This is a genomic window from Arthrobacter sp. SO3, from assembly GCF_020532825.1.
GTDB lineage: Bacteria > Actinomycetota > Actinomycetes > Actinomycetales > Micrococcaceae > Arthrobacter.
Map to the genome: position 1 here is coordinate 1 of NZ_MQTS01000102.1, position 19,181 is coordinate 19,181.

The 19,181-nt window shown below is 62.7% G+C and carries 18 protein-coding genes and 1 pseudogene; 10 read left to right on the plus strand and 9 right to left on the minus strand.

Translation table 11 applies throughout. The features are described from left to right. Positions 1-336 precede the first annotated feature (336 nt). Positions 337-516 (minus strand): hypothetical protein, encoded by a 180-nt coding sequence (locus BJQ90_RS10290; RefSeq protein WP_226760194.1) that lies wholly within the window; start codon positions 514-516, stop codon positions 337-339. 97 nt (positions 517-613) lie between these two features. On the opposite strand from BJQ90_RS10290, the gene BJQ90_RS22890 reads away from it, so the two are divergent. Continuing rightward, on the plus strand, positions 614-958 hold the full coding sequence (locus BJQ90_RS22890) for a helix-turn-helix domain-containing protein (RefSeq protein ID WP_413463668.1): 345 nt from the start codon (positions 614-616) through the stop codon (positions 956-958). A gap of 224 nt (positions 959-1,182) precedes the next feature. Here the strand turns inward: BJQ90_RS22890 and BJQ90_RS10300 are convergent, their stop codons facing one another. The 4 genes from BJQ90_RS10300 to BJQ90_RS10315 form a co-directional block, all read right to left on the minus strand. Continuing rightward, positions 1,183-2,001: a helix-turn-helix domain-containing protein gene (locus BJQ90_RS10300; protein ID WP_226760196.1), complete on the minus strand. Its 819-nt coding sequence runs from the start codon at positions 1,999-2,001 to the stop codon at positions 1,183-1,185. Positions 2,002-2,088: 87 nt separating this feature from the next. Beyond that, positions 2,089-2,292, minus strand: coding sequence for a hypothetical protein (locus BJQ90_RS10305; RefSeq protein ID WP_226760197.1), 204 nt, complete (start codon positions 2,290-2,292; stop codon positions 2,089-2,091). Between the two features lie 211 nt (positions 2,293-2,503). Then, positions 2,504-2,953, minus strand: coding sequence for a Panacea domain-containing protein (locus BJQ90_RS10310; RefSeq protein WP_226760198.1), 450 nt, complete (start codon positions 2,951-2,953; stop codon positions 2,504-2,506). Positions 2,954-3,223: 270 nt separating this feature from the next. Continuing rightward, on the minus strand, positions 3,224-3,742 hold the full coding sequence (locus BJQ90_RS10315; protein ID WP_226760199.1) for an SOS response-associated peptidase: 519 nt from the start codon (positions 3,740-3,742) through the stop codon (positions 3,224-3,226). A 152-nt stretch (positions 3,743-3,894) separates the two neighbouring features. On the opposite strand from BJQ90_RS10315, the gene BJQ90_RS10320 reads away from it, so the two are divergent. Continuing rightward, entirely contained in the window at positions 3,895-4,185 is a 291-nt protein-coding gene (locus BJQ90_RS10320; RefSeq protein ID WP_226760200.1) for a hypothetical protein, read from the plus strand. Between the two features lie 92 nt (positions 4,186-4,277). On the opposite strand, the gene BJQ90_RS10325 is transcribed toward BJQ90_RS10320, so the two are convergent. After that, positions 4,278-4,700, minus strand: coding sequence for a hypothetical protein (locus BJQ90_RS10325; protein WP_226760201.1), 423 nt, complete (start codon positions 4,698-4,700; stop codon positions 4,278-4,280). A 439-nt stretch (positions 4,701-5,139) separates the two neighbouring features. Here BJQ90_RS10325 and BJQ90_RS10330 point away from each other — a divergent pair, with 439 nt between their 5' ends. The 4 genes from BJQ90_RS10330 to BJQ90_RS10345 all read left to right on the plus strand — a co-directional run bounded on the left by BJQ90_RS10330 (position 5,140) and on the right by BJQ90_RS10345 (position 9,526). Beyond that, a complete protein-coding gene (locus BJQ90_RS10330) occupies positions 5,140-5,772 on the plus strand; it encodes a hypothetical protein (protein WP_226760202.1) in 633 nt (210 codons plus the stop codon). Next, positions 5,729-6,088, plus strand: a complete 360-nt coding sequence (locus BJQ90_RS10335; RefSeq protein ID WP_226760203.1) for a helicase associated domain-containing protein — start codon at positions 5,729-5,731, stop codon at positions 6,086-6,088. Before BJQ90_RS10330 ends, BJQ90_RS10335 begins: the two co-directional genes overlap by 44 nt. A 136-nt stretch (positions 6,089-6,224) precedes the next feature. After that, on the plus strand, positions 6,225-6,374 hold the full coding sequence (locus BJQ90_RS10340; RefSeq protein ID WP_226760204.1) for a hypothetical protein: 150 nt from the start codon (positions 6,225-6,227) through the stop codon (positions 6,372-6,374). 116 nt (positions 6,375-6,490) lie between these two features. Next, the gene (locus BJQ90_RS10345; RefSeq protein ID WP_226760205.1) at positions 6,491-9,526 is read left to right on the plus strand and encodes a hypothetical protein; all 3,036 of its coding nucleotides are present in this window, start codon (positions 6,491-6,493) and stop codon (positions 9,524-9,526) included. A gap of 464 nt (positions 9,527-9,990) precedes the next feature. Here BJQ90_RS10345 and BJQ90_RS10350 read toward each other — a convergent pair. Next, positions 9,991-10,407, minus strand: a pseudogene (locus BJQ90_RS10350) (CpaF family protein); the annotation flags it as partial. A 297-nt stretch (positions 10,408-10,704) separates the two neighbouring features. Here BJQ90_RS10350 and BJQ90_RS10355 point away from each other — a divergent pair. The 3 genes from BJQ90_RS10355 to BJQ90_RS10365 all read left to right on the plus strand — a co-directional run bounded on the left by BJQ90_RS10355 (position 10,705) and on the right by BJQ90_RS10365 (position 15,730). Further along, the gene (locus BJQ90_RS10355; protein ID WP_226760206.1) at positions 10,705-13,395 is read left to right on the plus strand and encodes a GH25 family lysozyme; all 2,691 of its coding nucleotides are present in this window, start codon (positions 10,705-10,707) and stop codon (positions 13,393-13,395) included. Between the two features lie 104 nt (positions 13,396-13,499). Continuing rightward, complete coding sequence (locus tag BJQ90_RS10360) at positions 13,500-15,149, plus strand: DUF2142 domain-containing protein (RefSeq protein WP_226760207.1); 1,650 nt, start codon at positions 13,500-13,502, stop codon at positions 15,147-15,149. Then, the gene (locus BJQ90_RS10365) at positions 15,146-15,730 is read left to right on the plus strand and encodes a GtrA family protein (RefSeq protein WP_226760208.1); all 585 of its coding nucleotides are present in this window, start codon (positions 15,146-15,148) and stop codon (positions 15,728-15,730) included. The genes BJQ90_RS10360 and BJQ90_RS10365 overlap by 4 nt, the downstream gene beginning before the upstream one ends. A 72-nt stretch (positions 15,731-15,802) precedes the next feature. On the opposite strand, the gene BJQ90_RS10370 is transcribed toward BJQ90_RS10365, so the two are convergent. Both BJQ90_RS10370 and rfbB read right to left on the minus strand, forming a co-directional pair. Continuing rightward, on the minus strand, positions 15,803-17,206 hold the full coding sequence (locus BJQ90_RS10370) for a sugar nucleotide-binding protein (protein ID WP_226760209.1): 1,404 nt from the start codon (positions 17,204-17,206) through the stop codon (positions 15,803-15,805). A 2-nt stretch (positions 17,207-17,208) separates the two neighbouring features. Continuing rightward, positions 17,209-18,207: a dTDP-glucose 4,6-dehydratase gene (gene rfbB, locus BJQ90_RS10375; RefSeq protein ID WP_226760210.1), complete on the minus strand. Its 999-nt coding sequence runs from the start codon at positions 18,205-18,207 to the stop codon at positions 17,209-17,211. Between the two features lie 57 nt (positions 18,208-18,264). Here rfbB and rfbA point away from each other — a divergent pair, with 57 nt between their 5' ends. Further along, complete coding sequence (gene rfbA / locus BJQ90_RS10380) at positions 18,265-19,134, plus strand: glucose-1-phosphate thymidylyltransferase RfbA (protein WP_226760211.1); 870 nt, start codon at positions 18,265-18,267, stop codon at positions 19,132-19,134. Positions 19,135-19,181: the final 47 nt, after the last annotated feature.

Here is a 19,181-nt window from a genome sequence, read left to right on the forward strand (position 1 = left end):
GACCATCGCACGATGGCTCACTACGTTGCCGGAGCAACGCGTAACTGCTGAGATCTACACCACTCCACGGGACGTAACCTCGAACCACATCGCCCTACCTGCATCTCAATGATTTCGAGGAGCCTGATGGGCTTACCGTCGCGGCGGAGGTCTGCTGCCGATAGATGGGCGTATCGCGGCACGGGTTGCCGGTCTCTGTGGAGCCTCACGACTTCGCGGGGCGAATCCAGGTGTATTGCGTACAAGGTCCCGGATGAGGTCCGCACCGCAAAGCTCCCCGTCGTCGCATCGGTCAGCGATAGCAGGTTTTTGTCCATTTCGATTGTGGCGCTATCGCTAATCCCGCAGTCCGGGCACGGGTAACGGGATTTCAAGAAAACTTGGGGTTCCATCGGCATGGATGCTCATGCGCAAATCTTCGGTGGTGTCGAAGTCGGCCGGAAGGTAGCTGAGAAAGTGCTTGAGTTCGGGTACGGATACGACCTGGTTTAGGTCGAGCAGGACTGAAATGGCCATGGGAGCGTCTTTCGATTTTTTGGTGATCTATATCTCACTTGCTCCAATGTCTCACTAGTGGAGCTGACAAACTTGTCTTAGTCTAGTGGCATGAGGTGTGCCCATTAGACCTTCCCAGACGCCGCCGGCTCGTCTTCAGCGTTGGCTGGAACGCCGCAAGCAGGTTGGATCGCGGATCCGTGAGATCCGAATGTCGCAGGGGCTGACTCAGATGTCGTTGGCGCTGGAGGCCGGCTTGAGCCGAAACATGGTCATCGGTATTGAATTTGGGAAGAAGAGCGTCGCATACGAGCGTCTTTGGGACATTGCTGATGTCCTGGATGTGGACGTGCGGGATTTGTTCTCTGACGGTTCCGGCCCGCCGCCGAACAAAGCTCACCGCCGAGGAAGTTCAAGAGGCAGTACCAGAACCAGGCTGTCCATCGACCCTGAAGCCAAATAGCTGCCCCGAATCCCCGAGACGTCGCAGGAAAATTGTTCGTTCCGTTTTGCTGGCCGCGATTCCGTGTACAACGGACATCAACGCGATGAGGTTCGGTTGTGACCTTTCACTTCGCTTCGTTCCTGCTCGCAATGGCCCCCAGATGCGTGGTCATTGAGGCCGCGCAGGCGGGGAGGAACAGGACTCTCCTGAGGATCCTATTGCCGTTCGGGGAGGGGCAATGCTCAGGTGCCCCTAAGGCCGCTGATGATCTCCAACGCAGCTTGCTGTTCTCGGGGTCCTGGACGTTCAGCCAAGTCCGCCGCCAAAGCGAGATGCGGAATTTCGTCGGGTATGACATTGGCCGTGCGGATAATGACGTTCGGTCGTGTTCCGGGCTTGGCAGGTAGCAGGAACCAGTCATTGATGAGATCGGGCAGGTCGCGCCGAGCTGCATAGGCTTCGAGCTCGAAACCGGATAGCAGTCCGGAGTTAGAGTGCGAAACGCCGGCCAGCCGAAGGCGGCCGTCTCGCCTTAGTGCGGAAAGATCTTCTGGATTGGCCGACAACAAAACCTTGTCGGCCCGCCGCGCGAGCAGCGATACGATAAACGCAACAGGATCTGCCGCTTCGTGGAACCGTCTAAGACGGCGATCGAGCCGGTGTCGCTCGACAGCATCCAGCCCCAGGCCCGGAACGCCCTTAGGGCGAGGGAGCGCCCAGATGAATTGCCATGCGTTGTGCTCCGTGAGGGGTCTTCCTGCAGCAGCCTTGCGGTAATTGCCTGCGTCCACTTCATCGACGAGCCAGCGCCCACCGACGCGCTGACCCGGGATTCGTCCTGACGCCACCAAGACGCGGGCACGGCTCTCTGCGACGCCGAGCAGCTTTGCCAGATCCGGAATGCTCAATAGCATTGCGTAATCATAGCGGCTGCGCAATGAATTGATCTGCGGTGGCCTAGTGAACCAGGCGGCCCAGCCCCTCGTGTAGGCACCGCCAAGGACGGGGAGGACGAGCTCGCCTTCCAGATGGAGAAGCAGCTCGGAGACTTCTTGGTCCACAACTGGCGCACCACGGCTTTGGGCCGGCAGCCGCTCCGGCTCGCCCGCTTTCTCCCCGGCGCTGAGGGTAGGGCGCTGGGACGGATATTAGCTGTGGTCGTACAGCTCGCTGAAGTCCTTGGCGATCCAGAGCACGTGGAAAACGTCACGCACCCTGACGCCTCCCATAGGAAGTTTGCCCGAGTAGCGAAAGAACATGAACTTGGCCTCTTCTTCGAAGGCGACCGGGCGCGGGGCGCGGATCTGTCCCTCGGGGATGAACTCGGTTCCGAGACCCTGGCGGGGGGCCAACTTGATCTGTTGCCAGCTCAGCGATGACAACGTCTGCAGTTGGAGGATGAGGTCGATCTGCTTGTCGCTGGGGAGATTCTTTGGGTCGTACCCGTCCTGAACGTGTCGGAAGCAAAACTTTGGGTGCTCTTTATCAAAGTCTGTCGGCGGGCTGATCGTGAACTTCGTGTTCGCTGCGGCCGCACTAGTCGCTGGGCGGCGGTCTTTCCCCTTAGCCACCGAACGGCCGGAAGGCAACCAACATGGATTCCTTGGGTATCTCGACCCCACGCTTGTCCGCGTCGAAGTGGGATGCCCAAGGCTTCTCCGAATGGGTCATGTTGCGCAGCTGCCACGCGGAGTACTGACCGTACGTATTCCAAACCGTTGCGAGGTATTCCATCGCCGGTTGCGGGAATTTTTCCCACGAAAAAGTGGGGTCCACGGACTGGACGGGGTTGGATCCGTAGGCCTTGTACGCGCGGTATACCGAGGGGACGACGGGACCATGAGACCACGCCTGGATGCTGTCGCCAAAGAGGGGGATCTCGTGCTGGCCCAGATGGTGCGCTTGAGCGTAATACAGCAGCTTCTGCAGCTTTAGGTTCGTCACATCAGACGGCTCTTCGCCAGCGTGCGCCCAATTGACAAACCATTCCGCTATGTCCTTGGCCTCAAACATTGCCCCCCACCTCACTTACTGGCCGTGCCAGAAAATCTATCCACAGCATATCCACAACTTATGCACACGCCATGGCTCCCCATTGTTACTTATTGCGAGCCTCTACGGAAATGGAAATAGTGGAGACACCATGCCGACCCGGCATTTCCGCACCCTTCGCTTGCCGGTACACGGTAGCTTCCCCATTCCGGGGTTCGTCAACGCCTTGATCCGGCCCCGCGGCTCCAAGTCTCGTTGTCGTCACCCAGCCGCCTCGTGGTGGGGGGAGAACTAGAGCCGAGGCGTCCATCCGCGGGCGTGTGCGGTCGTTGTCAGCACGGTGCAGCTGAGCAGCCACTTCTGCGGGTCATCCTCCGGCAATGAAGGGTCTGGCCAGAACTTGTAGAGCCCCGCGAAAGCCAGCAGGTCGTTCTTCTCGGAGTACAGATAATGCGGGATCTTCTTTCCGTCCTCGGTCTTTTGAGACTCGTAATATCCTTCCGCGGGGATGAGGGCACTGCGGGTGATGGCCGCCTTCCGGAATGACGATTTATCCAGGATTGTCTCGCTGCGCGCATTGACGAGTCGGGAGCCGATCTTGATGTCCTTCGCCCAAGACGGCACCAGACCCCACCGATCGACCATCAGCCGCCGCTCCAGCTCATCATTGTCACGCCTCTCGGCGATTATCGGGACGTCCTGGGTAGGTGCAACATTCCAGCTTGGCGGCGGGCTCCCCTCAACCTCCTTGGCCTCAAAGTGGCCCATGAGGTCTCCGGTGGCCCTGCTCGTCACATAGCGTCCGCACATACGACGATTCTGCCGCAACGTCCGGCGCTCCACAGCCTGTTGCGTCGTCTGGCGCCCCCACCGCTGTACTCTAACGTCGGCACATTCGCGACCGCAAAGGACATCACCTGCCGTTTCAGCGCTCAGCCGGGATCTTTTTCGCCGGGACTTTCATGGCCATCGGCGGCTCCGGTCTGGCCGGCTTCATGCTTATCGGCACGATGGGCGGATCATCGACTTCAAGCGGACCCATGTTCTTAGCCCTCGTGGGCTTCGCCATAGCATTTGCCGGCTCCATCATGGTCAGCGTCAGCATTCACCGCGCCCTGGTCAAAATAGACGCCCTGCCGATCGCCATCCCCGGGGGTGTTATCCCCGGGCACTGGCCAGGCCAAGCTAAGGCAGTGCAGCAGCTGCCTGCGCCGATCTCACAGGCGCCGGCGCACCCGCCGACCTACTCCTGACCCCAGCAGCTCCTGCACCGGAGGCCAGCACCGTTTGTGCCAGTAGACGCGCGTCCCCGGTTCCTCCAGACACTCCAGCAGTACTTCCGGCATCAGACCTCAAGGACTTCGGCGCGGCTGATGAATCCCATGGATGGTTCCTGCCTTAGGGCTCTGATGCCGGCGGGCGACCCGATTACAAGGATTCCCACAAGCAGCCCTCGCCCGACCAGATGCTGGAACCCTCCAATGAGCACTGGCACCGCGACCCTGAGCGGGAGGCCGACGTCGTGCAAGATCACGTAGCCAGCCTCCGAGGGCAGCAGGCCCGGATCGGCTGCGACCCATCGAGCGTCCAGCTCGATGACCGGGAGTCCTGCGGCGGCCACAACATCCCTGGCAGTCTCGACTACCTCCTGGCCTGCGGCTGCGGTCTTGTGTGTGGCCACCGTCATCATGGCCCACGCGCCAGGGCCAGCTGCCAGTGCGTAAGTCAGTTCCTCCGCCCACTCCTGCAACGTCAAGTCCCAGTCCATGCCCCCACCGTAGCGCTCCGGTCGGACCTTCCAAGAACGCCAGGGTGATGAAAGCGTGAAAACCCTGCTGACCAGACCAAAGCGGATTTGGAGCAGGCCGACGGGAAGGTCAACGACGCGTTCAAACGCTGGGTGTTCCGGCGCGCCGCCCGTGTCACCGGGAGGTGATGAGATATTCCGCATTTTGGAAGTCCCCAAGAAGATTCACCGAGCATGACCGAGGCAGCGGGCCTGTGGGAAGAGCCGTCCTACGCATGGTGTGCTGGCCTCTCCGACGCCGGCAAGCCGGCCCGCCATGCCTGGCGATGACTCGGTGCCGGAAGCGGCGGGCTTCAACCGGGTCGTCCTTGAACTTCACGGACTTTCAGGCTATTCACCTCGACTAGGCGTGAAGCGAGACATACCGTTTCATGGCACTTCTTGTAAGTAGAGTGCACACATGACGACGAACGCCTCTACGGAACAGATCGCCAATAAGTTCGAAGCAGCATGGACAGTGTTCGCCCAGACCTGCGGACACTTCTGGGCGGGAGAGCCCTCCTACCAGGCCTGGTTTGCGCATTACCTGATCTCCCAGTTCGGCATCGACCGCGTGGCCCGTGAGCCCCTCATCAAGATCCTGGATTTCACACCGTCGCCGCTAAAGGCCAGAGTCGGGGGCGGTGAGGTCCGTCCTGATGTGGTGGTGACCATCCGTCCGGGCATCATGATGCCTCACTACGCGAACCGGCTGGGCAAAGCTTCCGATGAATCGGGACTTGGGCTGCTGCGGGACCTCGCCGTGATCAGCGAACTGAAGATCGGGGCCTCCGCGCAGAGCGGCCTCGACACGAAAGCCCTCATCCGCGACATCGACAAACTCTCATTGCTGCTCGCCGAATTCAAGGTCAAGCATCCGGACGCCACGGCGCCCCTGGCATACGTCTGCGTGCTGGACAATCACGGCCGACAGCAGTTCAACCCGGAAAAGGTCCAGCGGCACTGCCAGGTCGAAGCCCCGGGAGTGAAGCTTCGGATTTTCTCCACCGATGCGCGTCCGCCAATCAATCCAGACAGGCTCATCACCCGATGATCGGGGTGCCGGGGCAGGTCTCGGCGGTCACGACCGACAGAGAAGGGAAGGAAAGCCTCGCGTCGAAGCGGATGACGCGAGGTGGCACGAACGTCTGGCGAAACTGAAAGCGTACCGGGCAGCCGGCAACGACTGGCCGCGGCACCAAGCCATCATCACAGGCGAAGAACACGTCCTTGGCATCTGGCTGCACAGCCAGCGGTTCAAGCTGCGCCGCGGTGAGCTCGATTCCGAGAGAGCGGCGGCCCTGACCGCGTCGGTGCCCGGTTGGCAAGCGGGCAGAAAGCGCGGCCGACGCCCCACGGACCGGGCGTGACTTTCACTCCGCCGTTTATGCCTCGAGGCGGAATTCGACGCGGTATCTCATCGCCGGCGCCGCTGCCCTGGGCAGCGCCCCGGCGGCCCCTGCCGGTGTAAAAGCCGGTGCCTGGGCGTCACCGAAACTCTCCGCCGTGGCCCTGACCAGCTCGGTAGCAAGCACCACGGACCGGAAGACCAGCTACCGGTTCGCCCCGACGGCCGACAACCTCAGCGTCGTCCAGGAAGCCGCCGATGCGCCCTCCCATTTCGTTCCGGAGGGGAACTTGACCGCCGTCCCCTAGATCCCCCGGGGTCAACTGGGCACGTAGCAACTTGGCCGCTCGACACAGTGCCGGCGGCGGGCGGCTACGATTAGGCGAAAATCCCGCAAGGGCCGCGCCGCTCAAAGGACCAGTCAGTGGACAAGATCGCCACGCTCAGGGCATTGCTGTCCTCCACTGCACTTGAATCGCTTTACCACGAATGCAATCAGCGGATCGCGTTCATACCCATCCGCGGGGCTGCCGAGCCGGTAGCACTCTTTGAGCAGGGCGAGTTCGTTGGCTGGGTCCGGATTACCGGTGACAGCGCCGTTTGGAGATACGGCAGTGCGCGCACCGGCTTCGTTTCAAAGCCGGTGGATCTGGGTGATCCGGGAAGCTACGATGGCAGCTACGCCGTCGTGGAGGCCGTAAACGATGCCTGCGATGCGATCGAACCGGAAGAGTCGCTGGCTGGTTTTGCAGGTGTGGACCCGGAGCGCTTTGTAGCCTCCGTGGAAGCCGGGGAAAAACCGGTGCCGGTTCCCGCTGCCTCTGCAGCTGCTCCGTGGCCTACTGCCCAGGCGGTGACCTCATCGGCAGCCCCCGTGCCGGCGGCCACGCCAGATCCTTTGGAGGAGTCGCCGTACGCAGCTGAGTTCAACCCCTACATTCATGACCGGACCAGGCATCCAGCTGCGACCTCCGCTGATCATGAGCGCGATCTGCTGAACTTCTGCAGGGATTTGATCCGAGCAGACCTCCCCGAGATGTTTGGTTTCGAGACAATCAACTTTTGGGAGTGGTGGAGGGCCAACGGAAAGAGCTTCTTCTCGGGAGGCAAGGCACCGTCGTTCATGTCAATAGAACCCCATTGGGGTGAGGAGGAGTGGCTCAGAGCTGCCTCGTGGACGCCGACAGAAGAATCTTTAGCCACCTTGGGCCTTCCAGCGTTGAGGGAAACTGCTGGTCCTGGTCGCATTAGGGCAGGGGGCCCCACAGAGGTATATCGCTGGACGGCTGCAAGGTCCGTGTCCGGCAGCTCCTTTGTAAAGGGGTCAGTTAGCGGTTTGCAGCATGACCGCCCCTCGATTCAAGGCTGGTCGGTACATCTGGGTCCTGTTCCTGTCGCCATCTCCTCCGCTGACGAGGCATGGGACAATAGGGACCACCGGCAACTCCTCAGTTATTTTTCCGGCTCGCTGGCATTCGGCATACGCGGTGTGGACGATGCGTGGGTCGCTGCCCATGCCAACACCGGGCTCGGTGGCCACGTGCTGACTCTCCGAATCGCTGAAAGCGACAAGCCAGGAGACCGATTCCTTTGGCCTTCTGAGGTCCGCATCCAAGAACACGGCCAAACCAAGATCGCGCATTCCGTGGTGGAGGTTTCGTTCGACAAGTTCCTCGATCTTGGAAACAACGACCCGAATGTAATAAGAAACGAGATGGCAACAGCCATGCACGAGCTGCTCATCGGGTGCCAAGTCCCTGAGAACGAAGCAACCCGTGTGGCAAAGGAGTGGCGGGCGGCAAAGCCGACGATGACCTTGAATGTCGTAGATACTCCGACGACCCGAAATCATCTGCCATCACCCGTAAGCGTTGATCGGGCATATCTTTCCGCTGTTGATCGGCTGGTCGCCGAAGGCGTCCATCAGCAGGGTGTAATGCCCGGTCTATACAGCGGCGACGAGGCAAAGGCGTTGGATCGTGACGTTCTTGCGGTGGTTGCTCTGCGGCTGCTAGAAGGGAGACTCAGCGAATACGCTGCCGACCAACTGGTGCTGTTCGGAATGGAACAGCTAGAGCGGTCGGTAGATCACTACAACCGTCGGTTCAGGGACATCAACGAATCTGCCCGATCTCTGGACCTTGATTGGGATCCTGTCGAACTGACAACCCAAACGCTGGCTGAGAGTATCACCATACGCCGCTGTAACGAGATCGCGGTTGAGGCTGCATTGAGGTTCAACCCGACCGGATCTTCTGTGCCCGATGATGTGGCATGGGGAGAAATACTCGCTGCCGCCAACGCATATTTGGAAGCCACCATGCGCAGCGAAAATGTGCATAATCAGCTGACGCCATCAGCGATCAAGATCAGTGACTCCTTCGAGATCACTATCGAGGGCTATGCACAGGGGTCGGCCGCCCAAGGTGACGGCCGACGCACGTACGATATGGACGTGCGCTCGTTCAGCGAGGCTCTGGCACGGCAGCGGCTCTTTGATGACAGCTGGCCCGAAACTGAACCCGACACGGCGTTGCAGGGCGCTCTGGAACAGCAGATGCTGAACGCTTTTGGCGCTTCGTCCCAAGACATTTACACCACCCTTTACTCCCTCGCCCATTGGAAATTGAATGAAAAGGGCGTCGATGTGGCCATAGCCTCTAGGCAGCAGCTCGTCGACAGGGTTGTGGAGCTGTCGACGCTGGGTACCGAACCCGACGGTCCAGCCCGTATTTCAGCTGCTCTGGACATGCTTACAAGCCTTCAGAGCGCGTTCCAGAGCGACGAATGGCGACCGTGGCACGCCAGGACGAGGAAACGCAGGCTTCTCATCCAGCCGCTTCCACTATTAGGTTCAGAAGAATACGTGGTGGCTCCTCACTATTTGCTTGCCTCTTTAGGCGTCTATAAGCAGTATCTCGACCAAGGCCAATTGCCGTGGAGCCAACCAACCCCGCCGGCAGCGCTCGACACGGCGTTGTCTCGTTTTCGAGACGCCAAGAACACGGCGCTCGAAAACGACCTCGCGGAGCTCTTGCTTCAGCGCGGGTGGAGTGTCGAAAGCAACATTAAAGAGACGAAGGCGAAGCGGCTGAATCTCCCCACCCTTGCGACAGAAATCGATGTCGTCGCCGGTCGTCCTGGTGACAACACAATTTGGCTGCTGGAGGCGAAGGATCCGGTCAGTGTTCATGCAACACCAGAAGTTCGTCGTCATCTGGACACATTCTTCTTGGATGAAAAGAAGCGGTCCTACGAGGGGCAGTTGAAACGAAAGCTTGACGATCTGGCCCCACATGCCGCGGAAGTGGCAGCTGCGCTGAAATTGCCAGAACGGCATTCGTCTGATGCATACGAGGTCCGGGCGGCCTTCGTGACCCGCCGGCCGGTTCCGGCCGCGTATGTTCCGAGCACGTTTCCCTTCTTCACGGTCGCCGAGATCCTTCAAGAACTCACCTAGAGCAGAGGCTCGCAGTCGGTGGCTGCCTAACGCCCCGACGAGTAGGGACGGTAGGCAGTACTCGTCCTCAGAGCTCCGGTTCCTCGCAGGGCAGATCCTGGCAGACGGTAGCCGCAGTAGTGCTGTCTGTTGTGAGTCTTCGCTGGCGTGATGATGACGGATCGTTTGCGGAGGCTCCGGGTGTCCTTGACGGACTGAGCACCTTCGTCGACATGTTGGACAGGAGCGAGCTCGGCGGGGCTCTAGCTGCCGGCTGCCGGCATGGACGCTGTCTGGACCTCTCTAACATGGCAAAAGTTGCTGTAACTCGTTGATGCTCGAAAGTAATCAGGACTGGCCGTTGTACTCCTTGTCTGGCTCGAGTATTTGCCAACGACACCATTGTTGGGTCCAATGGCTGACAGTAACTGACAATGACTTGCCTGAATTCCAGGCCTGTAGCGGGCCGGGGGGTAGATAAACAGGGGCAGCGCCGCATCCACGAACGGAGACGACATGTCCAAGCGGCGCCCGGAACTCTTGAGCATCCGTTCCACGAGGTCCCTGACTTGCTGCTCCGTGAGCGAGACCGAGGTCAGCTCGGATTCGCCGTTCCGCGCCACATAGATCTCGTCGGGGGCGTTCAGCCAGATTTCCTCAATGGCCGGATCGTCGAGCAGGGGCTGAAGGGCCCCGAACCCTGCCACGGCGTCGAAGACAAACCTGCGGGCAGTTTCCAGCGGGCCGATGGGAGGCAGGGGTGCCAGCAGGGCCCGTTCGTCGTAATCCACGACGGCTGCCTCGACAAGGCGGCGGACTTCGCCGGCCTGCCTCAGGGGGTCCAGGCCGCGGCGGCGGATCAGCTCGCGGACTTCGTCCTCGACAATGCGTACAGCCTCCACAATGGCCCCCAATATGACTGCCTGCTGCCCTGTTTCCGGGGCTTTGCAATTGGGTTAAAGCTAAGGGTGGGCAGGCCGCCGGACAAGGGCCGCCCGGGCCGCATGTGGAAAACCTGCAACGCGATCCACCACAATCTTCACACGAGTAACACCAGAAACTCTGGTTCCGCTAAAGCTGCGGTGTTAGGGTGAGCGCGACAAGTCAGACATTCTCAGATCCCGGACAGCATCGTGCTGATTTTGCGGGGCGCGAGATCACTATGACACTGCCATGAGCGTGTTGTCCCGGAGCGGAAAATGAAGCGGACCCTACTTCCCCCCACCAGTCACCTCGGCAGCCATGTCGGAGTCGCGCTGCTGGTTGCCTCCCTCATCGCAGGACCGGCCATGGCCGCCCCCGCGGTCGCCGTCGAGCCGACGCCCACGGCAACCCCGACCGCAACGACAGCGCCGGCTTCGCCGGCTCCCGCCCTGTCCACCGTGACGCCGGCACCCACGCCGACGGCCAGCACGGCCCAGCCAACGGTTGACAAAACGTCAGAGGCTTACCGGGCTGCCATGGCTGAGGCCACCAAGGCCGGCGGCGCCGAGATGGGGCAGGGAACGCGCGCCGCGGCATCACCGACCGGGGCCAAGACTGCGACCACCGAGGCCCTGACCACGCAAGGCACGTGGATGCCGAGCTACGGCGTACAGGGACTCGACGTCAGCAAGTACCAGGCCGGCATCAACTGGCAGACCGAGTGGAACATGGGCGCCCGCTTCGCCTACATCAAGGCCACCGAAGGAAACTACTTCACCAGCAGCACGTTCAGCGACCAGTACCTGGGGTCCAGGGCCGTTGGCATGATTCGCGGCGCCTACCATTTCGCCAACCCCGCGGCCTCCTCCGGCGCCGACCAGGCCCGGATCTTCGTCCAAAACGGCGGCGGCTGGAGCGCCGACGGCTACACCCTGCCTCCCGTTCTCGATTTTGAAGGCAACCCCTACGCCGGCCAGACGATTAATGGCTACTACCAGGGCAACACCTGCTACGACATGACACCCGCCCAGCTGACGTCCTGGGCCAACGACTTCGGCAGCACCATGCAGGCACTGACCGGGCGGCTGCCTGTTATGTACACCACCACCTCGTGGTGGAACTACTGCACCGGCGGGCCTACCGGTTTCGGCGACTGGCCGCTGTGGATCGCGCGCTGGCCGGGCTCGGCCACCGACAGTCCGGGCGCTCTGCCCTCCAGCTGGGCCAACTTCAGCTTTTGGCAGTACAGCGAGTCCGGACCCTTCGCCGGCGGCACCGGTGATTCCAACGTCTGGAACGGCGACTACACCAGCCTCCAGCGCTTCGCCACGGGCAGTACCCCGCCGGCCCCGGCGGCACCGCCAGCACCGCCAGCACCGCCGGTCCCGACTGATCCGACACGCAGGCTCGTGGCACCCGGCGATTTCGATGGCGACGGCCAGGCCGACCAGATCCAGCGCAGGTCCGACGGCGAGCTCTGGTTCTACCCCGGCAACGGCGCCGGACAGTATCTGGCCGGGCGGCGGATCGGTTCCGGCTGGGGAATCTACGACCGGGTCCTCGGCGTGGGTGACTACAACTCCGACGGAAAGAACGATCTTGTCGCCAGGAAACTGGACGGCTCACTCTGGTTCTATGCCGGCACCGGTACGGTGTCAGCAACCGACGAGGGCTACCGTCCCGCCGTCAGGATCGGGGAATTCGGCTGGGACGCCTTTGACAGTCTCCTCGGCGTCAGGGATTTCGACGGCGACGGAAAGCCCGACCTTGCAGCCCGCACCCCGGACGGAAGCCTGTATCTCTATTCGGGGACCGGCACCGGCCAGACCGGCACGGCACGTAAGATCGACTACGGCTGGCAGATCTTTGACCAGCTCATCGCCATCCAGGACTTCGACGGCGACGGCACCAACGATCTCGCGGGCCGGCGGCCTGACGGCTCCCTGTGGCTCTACTCCAACACCGGCCGCGCCGTCCTGGTCAACGGACGCCAGATAGGTTCCGGCTGGGGAATCTACAACGACATCGTGGGAACCGGGGACGCCAATGGCGACCGGATGGCCGACTTCGTGGCCAGCGACCCCACCGGGGCCGTCTATTTCTACGCAGGAACCGCCATGAAGGACCAGGGCTACCAGACGGCCCGGAAAATCGGGGACTACGGCTGGGGTACCTTCGACGCGCTCGTGGCCGTCCAGGACTTCAACGGGGACGGAAAGGGTGACCTGCTGGCCCGCAAACCCGACGGAACACTGTGGTTCTACCCCGGCAACGGGGCCGGGGCCTACGGCACCCCGAAGCGGATTGGCGATTACGGCTGGAACGCCTTCGATGCGTTCGCCGGTGTCGGAGACTTCAACGGCGACGGCAAGAACGACCTCGTGGCCAGGAAACCGGACGGGACGCTGTGGCTGTATGCGGGGACCGGGCGTGTGGACTCGGGCAGCAACGGCTACGCCGGCGCGACCAAGATCGGTCTGGCGGGCTGGGAGGTCTTCGACACGATCACCGGCGTCGGAGACTTCAACGGCGACGGCAAGAACGACCTCCTCGCCCGGAAGCCCAACGGCTCGTTGTGGCTCTACAAGGGAACCGGGAAAATCGATGCGAACAACAGCGGCTACCAGGGTGCAGTCAAGGTCGGGGACTACGGCTGGGATGCCTTCGACCAGCTCATTGGCACCGGCGATTTCAACGCGGACGGGAAGAACGACCTTCTGGCCCGCAGGCCCGACGGCACGCTGTGGCTCTATCCCGGGGACGGCAGCGGGAAGCCCGGCGCCACCATCCGGATCGGAACCGGCTGGAGCGTCTACGACCGGATCCTCAACGGCTGGGACCTCAATGGCGACAAGACCCCCGATCTGGTCGCCCGCCGGCCGGACGGCTCCCTCTGGGCGTATTCAGGAACCGGAATGAAACCCAGTGAGGGTTACCTTCCCCGCACCCTGGCCCTGGTTCTCTGAGCAACCGGTGCCCCGGATTGACTTAGACTACATAGAGCCATGACCTGAGGCAGTCCCGTCAGCAGAACGGACGTTGCCCGCAATTTCCCTGAGGAGACCGCACCTTGCAGCACGCCATCTTGAGTCCACCGGACCGCAACCCCGGTGCCAGATGGTTCTGGTGGCCGCTGCTCGTCATCTTTGTGATGAGCTCCGGCTGGGCGCTGGCGTCGCCGATCTCATCGATCCCCGACGAACCTGCCCACATCGTCAAGGCTGCCGCCGTGGTCCGCGGTGAACTGGTCGGCGCCCAGACCGGCGAGGGCGGTCCGCTCCTGGCCGTCCAGGTTCCCCGTTATATTGAGCACACGAACCAAATCACGTGCTTTGTGCGGAATGTCGCGGCCACCCCGAAATGCTCGCCGGCCATCCCCGGGGATCCCACCGAAATAGTCTCGGGGCTCACCACCGCGGGCCTGTACAACCCCGTCTACTATGCCGCTGTCGGCTGGCCTTCGCTGCTGACCAGCGGTTTCAAAGCCGTCTATGGCATGCGGCTCGTGAGCGCTCTCCTGACGAGCATCTTCCTGGCACTGGCGTTCTCCGCCTTGTCCCGCCTGCCGCGGAGCAAATGGGCCATCCTGGCCCTGGCCGCCGCCGTCACCCCGATGACTCTTTTCCTGAGCGGCTCCGTCAACCCCAACAGCCTGGAATACGGGACAACGGCAGCCATTGCGGCGAATCTGTTGCTCCTCCTGAAGGGATCCCTGCAGGGCCGCGCCCTCGTGGTTCCGGTGGTCGCCACGACCGTCGCGGCCGCGCTGCTCGCCAATACCAAGGCTCTCTCACTGCTCTGGCTGCTGGTCGTCGTCGTCGCTGTCCTCATCCTCGGCACCGCAGCCGAACTCAAGGCCCTGCTGCGCCGGCCGGCGGTGTGGGCCGGAGCCGCGGTCATTGGCCTGTCATGTGCCTACGCGCTCTGGTGGGTCGCCAGCCACAACAGTCTCGCAAGCAAGCCCTTCGACGGCGCCGGACTGGGCTTTGATGCCGGGGCTGAAATTATGCTCGACAAGACATTCCTCTTTATGCACGGCTACATCGGCCAGTTCGGCTGGCTCGAGCTGGACGCCCCCACCGGCGTCATGGCGCTCTGGACCGCGGTCTTCTTTGCCACCGCCCTCGCGGGAATCATCTACGGCAGGGGCCGCTACCGCGTCGCCACCATCTTCCTCTCCGCGGCCCTGCTCCTGCTCCCCATCCTGCTGCAGGCCGTCATCATCACCGACCAGGGAATGGTGTGGCAGGGGCGCTACATCCTGGCGATCTTCGTTCCCTGCCTCATGCTCGCGGGGATCGCGCTGGACAACGCGAATCCCCGGCCGTGGCCCGCGCCCGCGGTGCCTGCGCTCAGCACCCTCGTTGTCCTGCTCGCGCTGTGCCAGGTCCTGACCTTCGTCTGGGTCCTGCGGCGCTACGTGACCGGCCTGGCCATGGACATCCGGTGGGGTGACATGATCGGCAATCCGCAGTGGCAGCCCCCGCTGGGGACCCTGACGGTGGTGGCGGTCTTTGTGGCCGGCACCGTCCTCGGCGCGTTCCTCCTGCTGCGCCATGTTCGGGGCAGCTCGGTATTCTCGGGGACGGCCGCCCCGGCCGCGGCCCTGGCAGGCCCGTCCCTGCCGGCCGCTGATTCTTCCCTGCCCGACGACCCGGGCACTGCCGCCCCCGCACCGGGGAACGAACGCCTCGCACCGGTCAGGACGGGCAAACCATGAGCCGGACGACGCCCTCGGACCCGGCAACGGCGGACAAGCCCCAGGGGCTGCTGGGGAAGTTCTTTGGCCATAGCGCCATCCGCTACCTGATCGTGGGCGGGCTCTCGTTCGCCGTCGACTTTGGCCTCCTCGTCCTCCTTCGCGAGGTCTTCCACTGGGACGTCGGGATTGCCAGTGCCACCGCCTTTCTCACCAGCCTCGTGTTCAACTTCCTGTTGCAGCGCAAGTTCTCTTTCGAATCCACGCACCGGACCCACGTCAGCATGATCCGCTACGGATTGCTGGTGGCGGCCAACACCCTCGCCACGGTCCTCATTGTGCAGTTGCTGACGCCAACGCCCCTCGGCTACATGGGCGGCAAGGTCATCTCCACGGCCGCCATGACCGTCTGGAACTACTTCCTCTACCAGCACTGGGTCTTTGGCAAGAAGGCGACCCACCCCGGCGCCCATGAACACAGACACCTGCCCGCAGGGCCTGACGGCGCCCGGGCGACGGTGCCGGACGCGACGGTGCCGGACGATTCAGACGCGATGAAGCCGCCGGCGGACCCGGAACGGAAGCGGCCGGAGTCCGACTAGGAACAAGAACATCACAGCGAAGGCCCGGACTGGGATCCAGTCCGGGCCTTCCGCATTCCAAACGGCGCAGCGCTAGGCAGGGTTGCGCAGGTAGTCCGCCAGCCGCTGCGAGGCCTCGGCCGGGGCAAATCCCGTCGCCTTGATCTTGTCCAGCTCCAGGACGCTGTTGAGCGGCCGGGGTGCCGCTGACTTCCCCCGGAAGTAGTCCTCGGTGGAGATGCCGGTGACATCCCCGCGTGCCGCCCCGACCAGTTCAAAGACCTCCGCGGCGACGTCCGCCCAGGACTGGGGCTCGCCGTCGTTGGTCAGGTTGTAGGTGCCATAAGGGGCCCTGACCTTCAGGAGGTGGATGATGCCGGCGGCAAGGTCCTCGGCAAACGTCAGCCTGCCCACCTGGTCATCGACGACCGTCGGGGTGACTCCCTTGGCCGCCAGCGCGGCCATGGTGCGGACAAAGTTGCTGCCTTCCCCAATGACCCAGCTGGTGCGGACGATGTAGTGGCTGGGGACCACACTGACGGCGGCGTCCCCTGCGGCCTTCGTCTGGCCGTAGACCCCGAGCGGCGCCGGCCCCTCATCCTCACTGTGGCTCTTCAGGGAGCCGTCAAAAACGTAATCGCTGGAGACGTGCACCAGCACCAGCCCGTAGCGCGCCGAAACCTTGGACAGTTCAGCGACGGCCGTGACGTTGAGTGCCCACGCCGCGCGGCGGCCCTCCTCCGTTTCCGCCTCATCCACCGCGGTATAAGCCGCCGCGTTGATGATGGCGGAGTAACGCCGCCAGTTCCGGCTGGCAAACGACGCCGGATCGGCCACATCGAATTCACTCCGGTCAGCGAACTCCACGCTCGTATCGCCGGCGTAGGCAGCCCGCAGTGCCTTGCCCAGTTGTCCGCCGGCCCCCAGCACCAGGGTGCGCCGCGGCGGCATCGGAACGACGTCTTCCAGCCGGGGGTGGGCCTTGTCCTTCTCGGAGAGCTCGGCCTGGTCCAGGGGAATGGGCCAGTCAATGGCGACGGTCTCGTCCGCGAGGTTCAGGAAGGTGTATTCCGCATCCGCGGACCAGTGGTCGTTGACCAGGTAGACGTAGGAGGTGTCATCTTCCAGGGTCTGGTAGGAGTTGGCGACGCCGCGCGGAATGTAGATCGCCTTGCCCGCATCCAGTTCCGTCGTGAAGACCGTCCCGAAGCTCGGGCCTTCCCGCAGGTCCACCCAGGCACCGAAGATCCGACCGCTGGCCACCGAGACGAACTTGTCCCAGGGCTCGGCATGGATGCCCCTGGTGGTGCCGGCCTTGTCATTGAAGGAGATGTTGTTCTGGACCGGCCCGAAATCGGGCAGACCGGCGGCCAGCATCCGTTCGCGCTGCCAGTTCTCTTTGAACCAGCCGCGGTTGTCCCCGTGGACCGGAAGGTCGAGAAGGAGGACCCCCGGGATGGGGGTCTCCGTGACGGAGAGCTTTTTCTGAAACTCCATTCCTACTGGCCCTGCTCCTTGTACTTGGCTTCCGTGGCGGCCTTCTGCGGCCGCCACCAGTCCTCGTTGGCCCGGTACCAGGCAATGGTGTCCTCGATGCCGGCGTCGAAGTTCGAGAACTGCGGGCTCCAGCCCAGTTCGGTGCGGAGCTTGGTGGAGTCGATCGCGTAGCGCATGTCGTGGCCGGGCCGGTCGATCACGTGATCGTACGCGTCCCGCGGCTGGCCCATGTGCGCCAGGATCAGTTCCACGACTTCCTTGTTGTTCTTCTCCCCGTCAGCGCCGATCAGGTAGGTTTCCCCGATCAGGCCCTTGTCGATGATGGCCAGCACGGCCGAGGAGTGGTCATTGGCGTGGATCCAGTCCCGGACGTTCTCGCCCTTGCCGTAGAGCTTCGGGCGGATCCCGTCGATCACGTTGGTGATCTGGCGCGGAATGAACTTTTCCACGTGCTGGTACGGGCCGTAGTTGTTCGAGCAGTTGCTGATCGTCGCCTGCAGCCCGAAGGACCGGACCCAGGCCCGCACCAACAGGTCCGAACCGGCCTTGGTGGACGAATACGGGCTCGAGGGGTTGTACGGGGTGTTCTCGGTGAACCGCTCCGGATCATCCAGTTCCAGGTCCCCGTACACCTCATCCGTCGAGATGTGGTGGAAGCGCTTGTTGTGCTTCCGGGCCGCCTCGATCAGGGTGTACGTGCCGATGATGTTGGTGTCCAGGAACGGACGCGGGTCCTGCAGCGAGTTGTCATTATGCGACTCCGCGGCGTAATGCACCACCACATCGTGGGCGGCCACCAGCTCATCCACCAGCGGCTGGTCGCAGATGTCGCCCTTGACGAACGCGAAACGGTCGGCCGGAAGATCCTTGAGCGACTCCAGGTTGCCCGCGTACGTGATCTTGTCGAGGACCGTCACGAAGTTGTCTGTGGTGGACATGACGTAGTGGACAAAATTGGAGCCGATGAAGCCGGCGCCGCCGGTTACTAGTAGTCGCTGCATAGTTTCAAAGGTTACCGGATTTGGCCGATGCACGAGTTAGCAGGAAAGATGGGCAGTATGCGCGGAATCATTTTGGCCGGCGGTACCGGCTCAAGGCTCCATCCGATTACACTCGGCGTCAGCAAGCAGCTGATGCCGGTCTTCGACAAGCCGATGATCTACTACCCGCTCTCCACCCTAATCCTGGCCGGCATCCGGGACATCCTGATCATCACCACTCCGCACGACGCCGAGCAGTTCGAGCGCCTCCTGGGCGACGGCTCGCAGTTCGGTATCAGCCTCACGTACAAGCAGCAGCCCTCCCCCGACGGCCTCGCCCAGGCGTTCGTGCTCGGAGCCGAACACATTGGCAGCGAGCCCGTCGCGCTGGTTCTCGGTGACAATATTTTCTACGGACCGGGAATGGGCACGCAGCTGCGACGTTTCGAGAACATCCAGGGCGGCGCCGTCTTCGGCTATTGGGTGTCAGACCCGAAGTCGTACGGTGTGGTCGAGTTCGATGCCAGCGGCAAGGCCATCTCGCTTGAGGAGAAGCCGGCGAAGCCCAAGAGCCACTACGCCGTGCCGGGCCTCTACTTCTACGACAACGACGTCGTCGAGATCGCCCGGAACCTCAAGCCGTCACCCCGCGGCGAGCTGGAGATCACGGACGTCAACCGGACCTATCTCGAACGCGAGAAGCTCCACGTCGAGATCCTCCCCCGCGGCACCGCCTGGCTCGACACCGGAACGTTCAACGACCTCAATGACGCGTCCAACTTCGTCCGGACGACGGAGAACCGCCAGGGACTGAAGATCGGCGCCCCTGAAGAGATCTCCTGGCGCCTGGGCTTCCTCAGCGACGACGAGCTCCGCGAACGTGCCGAACCGCTGATGAAGAGCGGCTACGGTAGCTACCTCCTCGGGCTGCTGGAAAACGGTCGTTGATCCAAGCGCCGGGGCGTCGACGACAGGATCTTGACAGCGCGGCCGAC

What these genes read in the sequence shown, in the direction of transcription:
- rfbB (WP_226760210.1), bottom strand. Translation starts at nt 18,207, where the DNA reads ATGCAGCGACTACTAGTAACCGGCGGCGCCGGCTTCATCGGCTCCAAT.
- BJQ90_RS10310 (WP_226760198.1), bottom strand. Translation starts at nt 2,953, where the DNA reads ATGTTTGAGGCCAAGGACATAGCGGAATGGTTTGTCAATTGGGCGCAC.
- BJQ90_RS10355 (WP_226760206.1), top strand. Translation starts at nt 10,705, where the DNA reads ATGAAGCGGACCCTACTTCCCCCCACCAGTCACCTCGGCAGCCATGTC.
- BJQ90_RS10325 (WP_226760201.1), bottom strand. Translation starts at nt 4,700, where the DNA reads ATGGACTGGGACTTGACGTTGCAGGAGTGGGCGGAGGAACTGACTTAC.
- BJQ90_RS10290 (WP_226760194.1), bottom strand. Translation starts at nt 516, where the DNA reads ATGGCCATTTCAGTCCTGCTCGACCTAAACCAGGTCGTATCCGTACCC.
- BJQ90_RS10315 (WP_226760199.1), bottom strand. Translation starts at nt 3,742, where the DNA reads ATGTGCGGACGCTATGTGACGAGCAGGGCCACCGGAGACCTCATGGGC.
- BJQ90_RS10320 (WP_226760200.1), top strand. Translation starts at nt 3,895, where the DNA reads ATGGCCATCGGCGGCTCCGGTCTGGCCGGCTTCATGCTTATCGGCACG.
- BJQ90_RS10370 (WP_226760209.1), bottom strand. Translation starts at nt 17,206, where the DNA reads ATGGAGTTTCAGAAAAAGCTCTCCGTCACGGAGACCCCCATCCCGGGG.
- BJQ90_RS10365 (WP_226760208.1), top strand. Translation starts at nt 15,146, where the DNA reads ATGAGCCGGACGACGCCCTCGGACCCGGCAACGGCGGACAAGCCCCAG.
- BJQ90_RS10335 (WP_226760203.1), top strand. Translation starts at nt 5,729, where the DNA reads ATGCGCGTCCGCCAATCAATCCAGACAGGCTCATCACCCGATGATCGG.
- BJQ90_RS10330 (WP_226760202.1), top strand. Translation starts at nt 5,140, where the DNA reads ATGACGACGAACGCCTCTACGGAACAGATCGCCAATAAGTTCGAAGCA.
- rfbA (WP_226760211.1), top strand. Translation starts at nt 18,265, where the DNA reads ATGCGCGGAATCATTTTGGCCGGCGGTACCGGCTCAAGGCTCCATCCG.